This window comes from Rhizobium sp. 01T444 (assembly GCF_056398305.1).
This window is the reverse complement of the sequence record NZ_JBFTPD010000002.1, coordinates 514081-527098: the sequence shown is the minus strand read 5'-3', so window position 1 is coordinate 527098 and position 13018 is coordinate 514081. Positions and strand designations below refer to the sequence as shown.

Sequence of the window (13018 nt, the reverse complement as noted above, 5' to 3'; positions counted from 1 at the left end):
GGCTGACCGGCACCCTGCCTTCGGGCAGGGTGCCGAATATCCTGATCAGATCGGGTTGGAGAAAGTATCGCAGGCCGAAAGCTGTCCGCTATCGAAGCCACGCTTGAACCAGCGCATGCGCTGCGCCGACGTGCCGTGGTTGAAACTCTCAGGCACGACATAGCCCTGCGAACGCTTCTGCAGCGTATCGTCGCCGATCTGCTGCGCAGCGTTCAACGCCTCCTCCAGATCGCCGGCGTCGAGAATGCCTTTCTGCTGCGTATACTTGCCCCAGATGCCCGCAAAGCAATCTGCCTGCAGTTCGACGCGGACCGACATCTTGTTGGCATCGGCCTCGCTCATGCTCTGGCGCGCCTGATTGAACTTCGGCAGGATGCCGAGCAGGTTCTGCACGTGATGGCCGACCTCATGGGCGACCACATAGGCCTCGGCGAAATCGCCGGATGCGCCGAACTGGTCGGAAAGCTGTTGGAAAAAGGCCGTGTCGAGATAAACTTTGTGATCACCGGGGCAGTAAAACGGACCGGTGGCAGCCGAGGCAAATCCACAGGCCGACTGGGTCTGGCCGGAGAAGAGCACGAGACGTGGCTCCTCATAATCCTTGCCCTGCGACTGGAAGATGCCATGCCAGGTATCTTCGGTTTCGGCGAGAACCGTGCGCACGAAGGCGGTCATCTCGTCATTGGCAGGCGCCTGTGGCGAAGACTCGCTCTGCGAATAGCCGGAATCGCCCGTCGAACCGCCGCCGCCATCCATCACCTGCATCAGGTCGATACCCATCGCCTTGAAGATCAGGTAGATGACCACGAGAAAGATGATCGTGCCAATGCTGAGCCCGCCACCACGACGGCCAACGCCGCCGCCTGATGGAAAGCTGAAGCCGCCGCCACGGCCGAAGGGATTGCGTCCCATGCCACCGGATGGATCGCCACGGCGATCCTCGATATTGTCGGACTGACGCCGGCCTTTCCATTCCATGATCGATCTCCCCGGCGATGCGCCTCATGCATGCTCACAGGAGTCAGTTATATATCCGCCGCGAGGACGAATTCCAGCCGCTTCCTCACGCGACCCGGCTGCGGCGCGGACGAAACCCGATGGCCGCGCCGATCGCAGCGGTGACCAGCCCAAGCAGCGCCAGGGCCAGCCAGCTATTGCCGGAGAATGTGACCGCATGCATCAGCCGGCCCGGCAGCAGTGTCGCAAGGCCGGCAACGACGATGCCGCCAAAATACATGCCCGATACGATCCGCCGATGTGTACGGATATCATGTCGCCGCGCGGCAAGAACCGCCCGCCAGCTTCCGGCCAGCACGAGGACGGAAAGAAGATGGATTGGGCTGAAGCCATAGACGAGATTGATCTGGTGGATGAAGAAGCTCGACAGAGCCGTCACCACCATCAGCACCATCCAGATTTTGCCGAGCAGACGATGCCGCGGCGTGCCCTTCGGCCACGCGAGCAGATAGGCGCCGAGGATAGCCGCCGGCACCACGGCGGCAACGTGGACCTGAATGGCAACAGGGGCATTAAGCAGAGGTTCCAGGGTCATGAGCGGCTCCGGTTGAATTCGTCCCCCGTTTCCGGCATGACTGCATTCCTCTCAACAAACATGGCGTAGACGGCGGGAAAACTTCGTGGATCACCCATCCTTGCAATCCACGCTTCGCGAATTGCAGGTCTTCTGGCGCGCGCCGCGCTTCTGGGGAACCTTCCTCGCCATCGTCCTGATCTTCGCGATCACCGGCCCCTATGGGACGATGGAAAGCATGGCGGCCGGCGAGCGCTTCGCCTACTGGCTGGTCCTGCACGCCGTCGCCTGGTCCATCGCCGTCCTATTTTCGGTTCTTGCCGATGCGCTGCTGCGCAAGGTGCTGGACCGCATGTTCTGGCGCATGATGATCGGCTCACTGGTCGCAGCCCTGCCGATCGGCTTTGCAATCGGCCTCGTCGACTATGCCTTCACTGGCAATCCGGCCGCGCTTGGCAGCAGCTTCGCAAGGGCGCTCTTCGCGCTGCCGCTCTGCGCCCTCTTCTGCTTTTTGACCTACCTCGCCATGCATCGGCAGATCGAGCAGGCAACGGCGCAAACACCTCCGGCAGCCTCCGTACTCGACCGGCTGAAGCCACAGAACCGCGGCGCCCTGCTGCGCCTTTCCGTGCAGGACCATTATACCGAGGTCATCACCAGCCGCGGCCGCGAGCTGGTGCTCCTGCGCTTTTCCGATGCGCTGCGCGAGATCGGAGAAACGCCAGGGCTTCAGGTGCACAGGTCGCATTGGGTGGCCGATGCCCATGTCGAATCCCTGAAACGCGATAACGGCAAGATCCTGATCCTCACCCGTGACGGCACGCAGATCCCGGTCAGCCGGAGTTTTGCCGAGGAAGCCCGCAAACGCTTCGGCTGAAGAAATGCCGGCAAATGCTTGACGCGACTCCTGCTTTCCCGCTTCCTGATGATAAGGAGACCTGGAGGAGAATGCCGATGAAAGCCGTGCGCCTGGAAGCGACCGGAAAGCTGTTTCTGCGCAAGGTCGAAAAGCCCGTTCCCGGACCGGGTGATCTGCTGGTGTGCGTGGAAGCTTGCGGCATCTGCGGCACCGACCGGCATCTTTTCTTGGGTGAATTCCCCTCCCATCCACCAGTGACCCTCGGCCACGAATTCGCCGGCATCATCGAAGCGGTCGGCCCCGAGGTCACCGGCTTCCACCCCGGCATGCGGGTCACGGGCGATCCCAATATCGCCTGCGGGCGCTGCGAGGAATGCCACAACAGCCGCGTCAATCTCTGCCGGAACCTGCAGGCGATCGGGATCCATAAAGACGGCGGTTTTGCCGATTATGTCATCCTTCCGCAGAAACAGGCCTTCGCCCTGCCGCTTGGCCTCGATCCCCTGCACGGCGCCTTTTGCGAGCCACTCGCCTGCTGCCTGCACGGCGTCGATCTCGCCAACATCAAGACAGGCGCTTCCGTGATCGTGCTTGGAGGCGGTGTGATCGGCCTGCTCACCGTCCAGCTTGCCCGGCTCGCCGGTGCGACACGCATTCTTCTGGTTACCCGTAACGCCGAGAAACGCGCGCTCGCCGAAAGGCTTGGCGCGACGGTGACCTTCGATCCGTCACAGGCGGATGCCGTCAGCGGCATTACCGGAGAAGGTGGATTGCTGCCCGGCGGCGGCGATGTCGTCTTTGAATGTGCTGGTGTGCCGGAAACGATGATGCAGGCTTCCAAGCTTGCAAGACGCGGCGGCACGGCCATCATCCTCGGAGTCATGCCGCAAGGCGCAAAGATTGAGATCGAGCCCTTCGACCTGCTGTTTCGCGAAGTGAACCTCGTCAGCTCTTTCCTCAACCCTTTCACGCACGGGCGCGCCGCCGATCTCATCGCCTTAGGCGCAATCAAGGTGGAGCCGCTGATTTCGCGTCGGATCACACTCGAACAGGCGCCTGAAGCGATCGCCAATCCGGCGCTTGGCGGCGAGATTCGCACGCTCGTCGTGCCCGGCGGGCAATAGGCTTCCAAAGGCCGGTCCGAATTCCTGTCGATTCCATGATTTATGGGGTTCCGTTTGCAAAAACATTTGCCTATAAGCCGCTTCTAGCCTGAAAAGACCCTCAATGCGCGACCCGACCCGGTGACCTCCCACCCTGGCCGGCTTTTTGCGCAGCTAGAAATGGATATCGCCCATGCCGAAGCGCCAAGACATCAAATCGATCCTCATCATCGGTGCGGGACCAATCGTCATTGGCCAGGCTTGCGAATTCGACTATTCCGGCACCCAGGCCTGCAAGGCGCTGAAGGAGGAAGGCTACCGCGTCATCCTCGTCAACTCCAACCCGGCAACGATCATGACCGATCCGGGCCTCGCCGACGCAACCTATGTCGAGCCGATCACCCCTGAAGTCGTCGCCAAGATCATCGCCAAGGAGCGCCCCGACGCGCTGCTGCCGACCATGGGCGGCCAGACGGCACTGAATACCGCTCTCTCGCTGAAGCGCATGGGCGTGCTCGATCGCTACAATGTCGAGATGATCGGCGCAAAACCTGCCGCCATCGACATGGCTGAGGACCGCGCGCTGTTCCGCGAGGCGATGGCCCGCATCGGCCTTGAAACGCCGCGCTCGATGCTGGCAAACGCCACCGACATCAAGGACGCCGACCGCAAGACGCATGAGGCTGAGCGCACCAAGCTGCGCGAAAGCCTTTCCGGCTCCGATCTCGACAAGGCGCTTGACGAGCTGGAAAACCAGTGGAACCTCGGCGAGAGCGACCGCAAGCAGCGCTACATGAGCCATGCCATGGCGATCGCCGCCCAGGCGATCGACCATGTCGGCCTGCCCGCCATCATCCGCCCGTCCTTCACGCTCGGCGGCACCGGCGGCGGCATTGCCTATAACCGCTCGGAATTCTTCGAAATCGTCGGCAGCGGCCTCGATGCCTCGCCGACCACCGAAGTGTTGGTCGAAGAATCCGTCCTCGGCTGGAAAGAGTATGAGATGGAGGTCGTCCGCGACAAGGCGGACAACTGCATCATCATCTGCTCCATCGAAAACATCGATCCGATGGGCGTCCATACCGGCGACTCGATCACCGTCGCTCCGGCGCTGACGCTGACGGACAAGGAATACCAGATCATGCGCAACGCCTCGATCGCGGTGCTGCGCGAGATCGGCGTCGAAACCGGCGGCTCGAACGTGCAGTTCGCCGTCAACCCGAAGGACGGCCGCCTCGTCGTCATCGARATGAACCCGCGCGTGTCGCGCTCSTCGGCSCTGGCCTCCAAGGCCACSGGCTTCCCGATCGCCAAGRTCGCCGCCAAGCTCGCGATCGGCTATACGCTCGACGAACTCGAAAACGACATCACCGGCGGCGCGACGCCGGCGTCGTTCGAACCGTCGATCGACTATGTCGTCACCAAGATCCCGCGTTTCGCCTTCGAAAAATTCCCGGGCGCATCCCCGGTTCTCACCACGGCCATGAAGTCGGTCGGTGAAGTCATGGCGATCGGCCGTACCTTCGCGGAATCGCTGCAGAAAGCACTGCGTGGCCTCGAAACCGGTCTGACCGGCCTCGACGAAATCGAGATCCCGGATTCCGAAGAAGGCGAATCCAGCCACAACGCCATCCGCGCCGCGATCGGTACGCCGACGCCGGACCGCCTGCGTATGGTCGCCCAGGCGCTGCGCATGGGCCTCAGCATCGAAGAGGTTCATGAAGGCTGCAAGATCGACCCGTGGTTCATCGCCCAGCTCAAGAACATCGTCGAGATGGAAGCCCGCATCCGCGAGCACGGCCTGCCTGATGATGCAACCAACCTGCGCATGCTGAAGGCCATGGGCTTCTCCGACGCCCGCCTCGCCACCCTGACCGGCAAGCGCCCGAAGGAAGTGGCCGAGCTGCGCAACGCGCTCAACGTCCGCCCAGTCTTTAAGCGCATCGACACCTGTGCCGCGGAATTCGCCTCGCCGACCGCCTACATGTACTCGACCTATGAAACGCCTTTCGTCGGCGCTGCGCGCTCCGAGGCGCTGGTCTCCGACCGCAAGAAGGTGGTCATCCTCGGTGGCGGCCCGAACCGTATCGGCCAGGGCATCGAATTCGACTATTGCTGCTGCCATGCCGCTTTCGCGCTGAAGGATGCCGGCTACGAAGCAATCATGATCAACTGCAACCCGGAAACGGTTTCCACCGACTACGACACCTCCGATCGCCTCTATTTCGAGCCGCTGACGGCCGAAGACGTGATCGAAATTCTGCGCGCAGAGCAGGAAAAGGGTGAAGTCGTCGGCGTCATCGTCCAGTTCGGCGGCCAGACCCCGCTGAAGCTCGCAGAAGCGCTCGAAAAGAACGGCATCCCGATCCTCGGCACCGCGCCCGACATGATCGACCTTGCCGAAGACCGCGACCGTTTCCAGAAGCTTCTGATGAAGCTCGATCTCAATCAGCCGAACAATGGCATTGCCTACTCGGTCGAGCAGGCCCGCCTCGTCGCCGCCGAAATCGGCTTCCCGCTGGTCGTGCGCCCGTCCTACGTGCTTGGCGGCCGCGCCATGCAGATCCTGCATTCCGAAGGCCAGCTGCAGACGTACCTGCTCGACACGGTTCCGGAACTGGTACCCGAGGATATCAAGCAACGCTACCCGAACGACAAGACCGGCCAGATCAACACCCTGCTCGGCAAGAACCCGCTGCTGTTCGACAGCTATCTCAGCCACGCCATAGAGGTGGACGTCGACTGCCTGTCCGACGGCACAGACGTCTATGTCGCCGGCATCATGGAACACATCGAGGAAGCCGGCATCCATTCCGGCGATAGCGCCTGCTCGCTGCCACCGCGCACGCTTTCGCGCGAGATGCTCGACGAGCTGGAGCGCCAGGCGAAAGCCATGGCAAAGGCCCTCAATGTCGGCGGCTTGATGAACGTCCAGTTCGCCATCAAGGACGGCACGGTCTACGTGCTCGAAGTCAATCCGCGCGCTTCGCGCACGGTGCCTTTCGTCGCCAAGACCATCGGCGCGCCGATCGCCAAGATCGCCGCCCGCGTCATGGCCGGCGAGAAGCTGGATGCGACCTTTGCGGCTTACGGCGAGAAGCCCGATCCGCGTGCCCTGAAGCACATCGCCGTCAAGGAAGCAGTCTTCCCCTTCGCCCGTTTCCCGGGCGTCGATACGCTGCTCGGACCGGAAATGCGCTCGACCGGCGAAGTCATCGGCCTCGATACCGATTTCGCGCTGGCCTTCGCCAAGTCACAGCTCGGCGCCGGCGTCGAATTGCCGCGTGAAGGCACGGTCTTCGTTTCCGTGCGCGACGAAGACAAGCCGCGCGTTCTGCCGGCGATCCGCATCCTCGTCGAACAGGGCTTTAAGGTTCTCGCGACCGGCGGCACCGCCCGCTTCCTCGCCGAAAACGGCATCACCGCCGCGAAGATCAACAAGGTTCTCGAGGGACGTCCGCATATCGAAGACGCCATCCGCAACCGCCAGGTCCAACTCGTCATCAACACGACCGACGGCAACAAGGCGATCTCGGATTCGAAGTCGCTGCGCCGCGCCACGCTGATGCAGAAGGTGCCCTATTACACCACGATGGCCGGCGCCGAAGCTGCCGCCCAAGCCATCAAGGCGCTCAAGGCCGGCAATCTCGAAGTCCGCCCGCTGCAGAGCTACTTCTGATCCCGGGAGAGGCATCGCCTCTTCGCGCTCGCCTCCTAGGCTCGTCAAAACTGCGACCCAAAATTGCAGACATGGATACTTGGTGTTAGCCTGCTCCCCGGCCGTATCGGGGAAGCAGCATGTCGAAGAATATCGTCATCCTGTTCGACGGCACGTCGAACGAGATAACTGCAGATCGCACCAATATTTTACGTCTGTTCGGAACGCTGAAGCGCTCCGACGAACAGATCGTCTATTACGACCCCGGCGTCGGCACGCTGGGTGCGGCAGACGCCTGGTCGCCCTTCTACCGCAAGTCTATCGAGGTCTGGGGCCTTACCACTGGTTGGGGTCTCGATGAAAACGTCAAAGGCGCCTACCGCTTCCTCGTCGAAAATTACGATGCCGGCACGCCCGACGATCACGGCGGCCATCCCGACAGGGATCGCATCTATATTTTCGGCTTCAGCCGCGGCGCCTATACGGCCCGCGTTCTCGCAGGTTTCATCCATGCTTTTGGGCTGTGTAGCAGATATCACCTGAACCTGCTCGATTACGCTTACAGAACCTATAAGGGCATTCCCGAACAGGAGCAGCGCGCCGATGGCGGGGATCCCTCATCGGCCTTCAAGAGCATGCGGCTCTACGAGCGCATGCTGCGCAACGACCGCCCGCCGATCAAGCTGCTCGGTCTCTTTGATACGGTTGCCTCTGTCATCGAAAAGGGCAAAGGGCGCATTCAGTTCAAGACCCACCCCTTCACCCGCAAGAATCCGAGCGTCGAATATGTGCGCCATGCCATGGCGATCGACGAACGCAGAACCATGTTTCAACCGGAATTGTGGGCGCCGGATCAGGATTACCGCGGCAATCCCTTCAAGCCCGCGATCGCAAAACAGGACTTTAAGGAGGTCTGGTTTGCAGGCGTCCACGGCGATATCGGCGGCGGTTACCCGGAGGCCGAGAGCGCACAGATCAAGATACCGCTCGACTGGATGATCCGCGAAACGGGGCCCTCAGGCTTGCTCTACGTTTCGCGCACGATCAACAATATCGTCCTTGGCAAAAGCGACAAATACTATGTCGAGCTCAATGCGGCAGCGCCGCTGCACAACTCAATGAGCGTAGGGTGGAAGCTGCTCGAATATATCCCGCGGCGCGTGCCGGAAAACTCCTGGCGCAGGCGCGGCGACAGAAGGGGCATTTATCTGCCCCGCGAAGACAGGCGTTTCATCCCCGACGGCGCAAACCTGCATGAATCCGTGAGGGTGCGCATGGTGACCGGATATAATCCGCCGAACCTGCCGAAAGATCCGGTCTTCGTCCCCTGACGCATTGAATCGAATTCTACGCTCAGGCAGCCAGGCCCTTGATCAGATTCATATCTTGCCGGAAGCGGGTCAGCTCTTGTGCCCTCCTCCCCTCGTCCGGAATTCGCAGCAGATAGGAGGGATGCACCGTGACAAAGAGCAATCGCCCCTCCTCCATCGCGATCGGGCGTCCGCGCAGATCCTCCAGCTTCTGCTTCTCGCCGGTCAGCGAATAGAGCGCCGTCGCGCCCATCGCCACGATCAATTTCGGCTTTACGAGATCGAGTTCCAGCTTCAGCCACCAGCGGCAATGCTGCACCTCGCCGAGATTGGGCTTCTGGTGGATACGCCGCTTGCCGCGCGGCTCGTATTTGAAATGCTTGACGGCATTGGTGACATAGAGCCTCGACCGATCGATGCCGGCCTGCGCGATCGCTTCGTCGAAAACCTTACCCGCCGGCCCGACAAAGGGTCGACCTGCGAGATCCTCCTGATCGCCTGGTTGCTCGCCGACGAACATGATCTCGGCATCATCTGGCCCTTCGCCGAAGACGGTCTGCGTCGCCTTCGCATGCAGCGGGCATTGGCTGCAGACGGCGGCCTCCTCGCGCAATGCCTCCAGCGTTCCCGCAGGGGCCATCTGCGGGGCCGGCATGCGGGCTGCCGCCTCCTGGATCTTATTGTGATAGGGAAGCGGCATGGTCGCCTCGCGCTCGGCCATGGCGAGCACTTTTGCTTCGGCCTCGGCGATCAGGCCAGGGATGAGATCGGCTTCCGGCAGGTTCTTCCAGTATTTCTTCGGCATCTCTGCCTGCATGGCCTTCACCTTCAGCCGCGCCGGATTGAAGATGCTGGCATAATAGATGCGCCAGAGATCATCGGTCGCGTCACTGATGTCAGGTTTCTCGCAGGCCACATTGCTTGTCGTCAGCCGCTCGCCGTCCCAGGCGGCCGAACCCTTCGGCGTCGCGATCAGCCAGTCCATGTCGGTGAAGCGGCGTTGGAAGAAGGGCGCCTTGCGCGCGACGATATAATGATCCGGCTCGAACCAGGCTATGAATTTTCGCCGCCCGCCGGCAGGTGCCGCCACCTCCTTGAAGCGCACGAAGGCCGTCATCTTGTGGGCGTCGCGATGCACGCTCTTCTGCATCAGCAGAGCACGCGAAACCTCTTCATCGGACGCCAGATCCAGCAGGTTCCGGTTTTCCTGCAATCGCCAGAGCAGGCTATAGAGCAGCGAAAAACGCCTGGCATCGCTATGGCAGATCACGGCCTCGGCTAACGCCATGAAAGCCGGCGAAACGCTCATCGGCTTGGCGTCGGCAGGAGGAGCAGGCGGCAAGGCGTCACGCTGGAAGGCAAAGCCCGGTTCGCTGCTCTTTTCATGCCAGTCGATCTCTTCTGGCAGAATCCCAGCTGCGGCGAAGGCGCGAGCGGCCTTGCGCCATTCCTCGAAATTGCCCCTACCCTCCAGAACCACCCGGCGCATCATAGCAGCGACAACTGTTCGGGTTTTGGCTCGAACATCGCGCGCAAGTCCGGCCGGTCGACAAGACGATGCGGCGTCCAGCCCTCGACAGTGATGAAGGCCTGCACCTTGCGGATCGACACGCCGAGCCGCGGCAAGTCTTCAAGCCGCAGACGGCGTTGCCGCCGCTCAGTCAGGATCGCCTTTACCGTCTTGGTGCCGAGGCCCGGCACACGCAGCAGCTTCTCGCGATCGGCGCGGTTGACATCGACGGGGAAGTCCTCGCGATGGCCGAGTGCCCAGGCGAGCTTGGGATCGAGATTGAGATCCAGCATGCCGCCCTGCTGTGTCGAGGTGATTTCGTCGATGCCGAAACCATAGAAACGATAGAGCCAGTCCGCCTGATAGAGCCGGTGCTCGCGCATCAGCGGCGGCTTGATGAGCGGCAGGTTCTTCGAACTGTCGGGGATCGGGCTGAAGGCGGAATAATAGACTCGTTTGAGACCATAGCTGCTATAGAGCTGGCCGCTGGTCGACAGGATCGTCGCATCATTGGCGCCGTCGGCGCCGACAATCATCTGTGTACTCTGGCCGGCCGGTACGAAGCGCTTGCGCCTCTTGGTCTGCAGCGTCGGCTCTTCCGCAGCCTCGATCTTCAGCCTGAGATCGCCCATCGACCGGCGGATACTGGCCGGCTTCTTCTCCGGCGCAAAACGGTTGATGCCGCTATCGGTTGGCAGTTCGATATTGAGCGACAGGCGATCGGCATAGAGCCCCGCCTCCTCGATCAGATGCGCGGAGGCCTCCGGAATGGATTTCAGATGGATGTAGCCGCGAAATTGATGCGTGACCCGCAACTCCCGCACGATGCGCACCATTTCCTCCATCGTGTGGTCGGACGAGCGGATGATGCCGGAGGAGAGAAACAATCCCTCGATATAGTTGCGCCGGTAGAATTCCAGTGTCAGCCAGACCACTTCTTCCGGTGTGAAGCGGGCGCGCTCGACATTGCTGGACGAGCGGTTGATGCAATAGGCACAATCATAGATGCAGAAATTGGTGAGCAGGATCTTCAGAAGCGAGATGCATCGCCCATCCGGCGCATAGGCATGGCAAATGCCCGAGCCTTCGGTGGAGCCGAGCCCTCCAGAGGCAGCCGAATCCCGTTTGACTGTGCCGCTGGAGGCGCAGGAAGCATCATATTTGGCGGCATCGGAGAGGATCGCCAACCGTTCTTTAAGCGATTTCTTCATCCCGATGTTCACTAAATGTTCACGGTGGCAAAATCAAGACGAAGAAATGAGCCTCCACCCAACTTCCCTTCAAAAGCAGGCACTTCTGCGGGAAGCGGAAAGCTTCGGTAAGAATTTTATGGAAATCGCGCGTGCCGATCTGCTATAAGCAACGAACTAAGATTGTAGCACGGTTCCGAAGTTCCCTTCGGGACCTGTTTTCTTTTGTGTCTGCGAGAACTGCAGACGCGGGGAGAGAAGGACGAAAAAATGGTTGATAAGGTACCGATGACACAGGGTGGTTTCGTCAAGCTGCAGGAAGAACTGCGCTGGCGCCAGCAGGAGGAGCGCCCGCGAATCATCGAGGCAATCGCGGAAGCGCGCGCCCATGGCGACCTTTCCGAAAATGCCGAGTACCATGCCGCCAAGGAAGCGCAGAGCCACAATGAGGGCCGCGTCGCCGAGCTCGAAGACCTGACGGCGCGCGCCGAAGTCATCGATCTCTCCAAGATGTCGGGCGACAAGATCAAGTTCGGCGCCAAGGTGAAGCTCGTCGACGAGGACACCGAAGAGGAAAAGACCTACCAGATCGTCGGCGATCAGGAAGCCGATGTGAAGCAGGGCCGTATCTCGATCTCCTCCCCGATCGCCCGCGCACTGATCGGCAAGGAAGTCGGCGATTCCATCGAAGTCAACGCGCCGGGTGGTTCGAAGGCCTACGAAATCCTCTCCGTCTCCTGGGGCTGATCGCCCGCGCCTCCCTCTTCAAGAGCAGCCAGTGCCGGATATCAGTGACGTCGAGATCATCGCGCCCAACCTGAAACGCCGGCTCTCCGGCGTCACGTCGACGATCGTCCAGCTCATCCCCTGCCAGATCCGGCTAGGGATCAGGATCGCAGCCCTCGGCCCCGGCCTTCCGCCGGAACTTCCGCGCCTGAAATGGCCGCAGCTTGCTGGCCTCCGGCGTCCGCCCGCGGGACGGCGTCACCGGGTCTGGCACGCACGCCGCAACAATGAGATGGCGGCGGGCATCCTCATGCGTCACGTGCTGCGCATGCCGCTGAAGCTCGTCTTCACCTCGGCCGCCCAACGCCGACATAGCTCCTACACCCGCTGGCTGATCCGCCAGATGGATGCTGTCATCGCCACCAGCAGCCGTTCCGGCTCGTTCCTCAAGGTACCATACACGGTCATCCAGCACGGCGTCGATCTCACGCTCTTCCATCCCCCCGAAGGGTCTGTCGACACGATCGCTGCCACAGGCCTGCCCGGCCGCTACCTCATTGGCTGCTTCGGTCGCGTCCGCCATCAGAAAGGCACCGATCTTTTCGTCCAGGCGATGATCGCGCTGCTGCCGCAGTATCCGGACTGGACGGCCGTGATTTCCGGTCGCGTCACCCCGGAGCACATTGCATTCGCCGACAAGCTGAAGGCCGATATCGCCGCAGCCGGCCTGACCGACCGCATCGTCTTCATTGGCGAAGTGCCAGATATCAAGGTCTGGTATCGCCGCCTGACGCTCTATGTCGCGCCCTCCCGCAATGAAGGCTTCGGCCTGACACCGCTGGAGGCCATGGCTTCGAAAACAGCGGTCGTGGCCTCTGACGCCGGCGCCTACGCTGAAATGATCGTGCCCGGCGAGAACGGCATCATCGTGCCGCCAGGTGACGGCGAGGCACTGGCGGCGGCGATCGCCACCTATCTTGCTGATCCCACCCTCGCCATTGCGCAGGGCGAAACGGCGCTGGCGCACGTGCGAGAAAATTTCGCGCTGGAAAAGGAAGCGACGGCGATCAATCGGATTTACCAGCAACTTCTCGGCGCGTAAGCCGTTCGTCAGACCATGGCAACGACATA

10 protein-coding genes are annotated in these 13018 nt (G+C 61.6%); 6 read left to right on the top strand and 4 right to left on the bottom strand.

Features of this window, described 5'->3' with window-relative positions; all coding sequences use genetic code 11:
* Nucleotides 1–45 precede the first annotated feature (45 nt).
* On the bottom strand, nt 46–978 hold the full coding sequence (ypfJ, locus tag AC1DTN_RS05345; protein WP_442206958.1) for a KPN_02809 family neutral zinc metallopeptidase: 933 nt from the start codon (nt 976–978) through the stop codon (nt 46–48).
* An 85-nt stretch (nt 979–1063) separates the two neighbouring features.
* Complete coding sequence (locus AC1DTN_RS05340) at nt 1064–1552, bottom strand: DUF2306 domain-containing protein (protein WP_439016009.1); 489 nt, start codon at nt 1550–1552, stop codon at nt 1064–1066.
* Nucleotides 1553–1637: 85 nt separating this feature from the next.
* Between AC1DTN_RS05340 and AC1DTN_RS05335 the strand changes: the two genes are divergently transcribed.
* The 4 genes from AC1DTN_RS05335 to AC1DTN_RS05320 all read left to right on the top strand — a co-directional run bounded on the left by AC1DTN_RS05335 (nt 1638) and on the right by AC1DTN_RS05320 (nt 8482).
* A complete protein-coding gene (locus tag AC1DTN_RS05335; protein ID WP_442206959.1) occupies nt 1638–2408 on the top strand; it encodes a LytTR family DNA-binding domain-containing protein in 771 nt (256 codons plus the stop codon).
* A gap of 77 nt (nt 2409–2485) precedes the next feature.
* A complete protein-coding gene (locus AC1DTN_RS05330) occupies nt 2486–3514 on the top strand; it encodes a zinc-dependent alcohol dehydrogenase family protein (RefSeq protein WP_442206960.1) in 1029 nt (342 codons plus the stop codon).
* A gap of 172 nt (nt 3515–3686) precedes the next feature.
* Nucleotides 3687–7172 (top strand): carbamoyl-phosphate synthase large subunit, encoded by a 3486-nt coding sequence (carB, locus tag AC1DTN_RS05325; RefSeq protein ID WP_477920057.1) that lies wholly within the window; start codon nt 3687–3689, stop codon nt 7170–7172.
* Nucleotides 7173–7291: 119 nt separating this feature from the next.
* Entirely contained in the window at nt 7292–8482 is a 1191-nt protein-coding gene (locus AC1DTN_RS05320) for a T6SS phospholipase effector Tle1-like catalytic domain-containing protein (protein ID WP_442206962.1), read from the top strand.
* Nucleotides 8483–8504: 22 nt separating this feature from the next.
* Here the strand turns inward: AC1DTN_RS05320 and AC1DTN_RS05315 are convergent, their stop codons facing one another.
* Together AC1DTN_RS05315 and AC1DTN_RS05310 are read right to left on the bottom strand one after the other, a co-directional pair.
* On the bottom strand, nt 8505–9950 hold the full coding sequence (locus AC1DTN_RS05315; protein ID WP_442207053.1) for a UdgX family uracil-DNA binding protein: 1446 nt from the start codon (nt 9948–9950) through the stop codon (nt 8505–8507).
* The gene (locus AC1DTN_RS05310) at nt 9950–11182 is read right to left on the bottom strand and encodes a putative DNA modification/repair radical SAM protein (protein ID WP_439016014.1); all 1233 of its coding nucleotides are present in this window, start codon (nt 11180–11182) and stop codon (nt 9950–9952) included. Before AC1DTN_RS05310 ends, AC1DTN_RS05315 begins: the two co-directional genes overlap by 1 nt.
* 249 nt (nt 11183–11431) lie before the next feature.
* Here AC1DTN_RS05310 and greA point away from each other — a divergent pair, with 249 nt between their 5' ends.
* Both greA and AC1DTN_RS05300 read left to right on the top strand, forming a co-directional pair.
* Nucleotides 11432–11908: a transcription elongation factor GreA gene (gene greA, locus AC1DTN_RS05305; protein ID WP_113325123.1), complete on the top strand. Its 477-nt coding sequence runs from the start codon at nt 11432–11434 to the stop codon at nt 11906–11908.
* Between the two features lie 31 nt (nt 11909–11939).
* Entirely contained in the window at nt 11940–12989 is a 1050-nt protein-coding gene (locus AC1DTN_RS05300; RefSeq protein ID WP_439016015.1) for a glycosyltransferase family 4 protein, read from the top strand.
* The last annotated feature ends 29 nt before the right edge of the window (nt 12990–13018 follow it).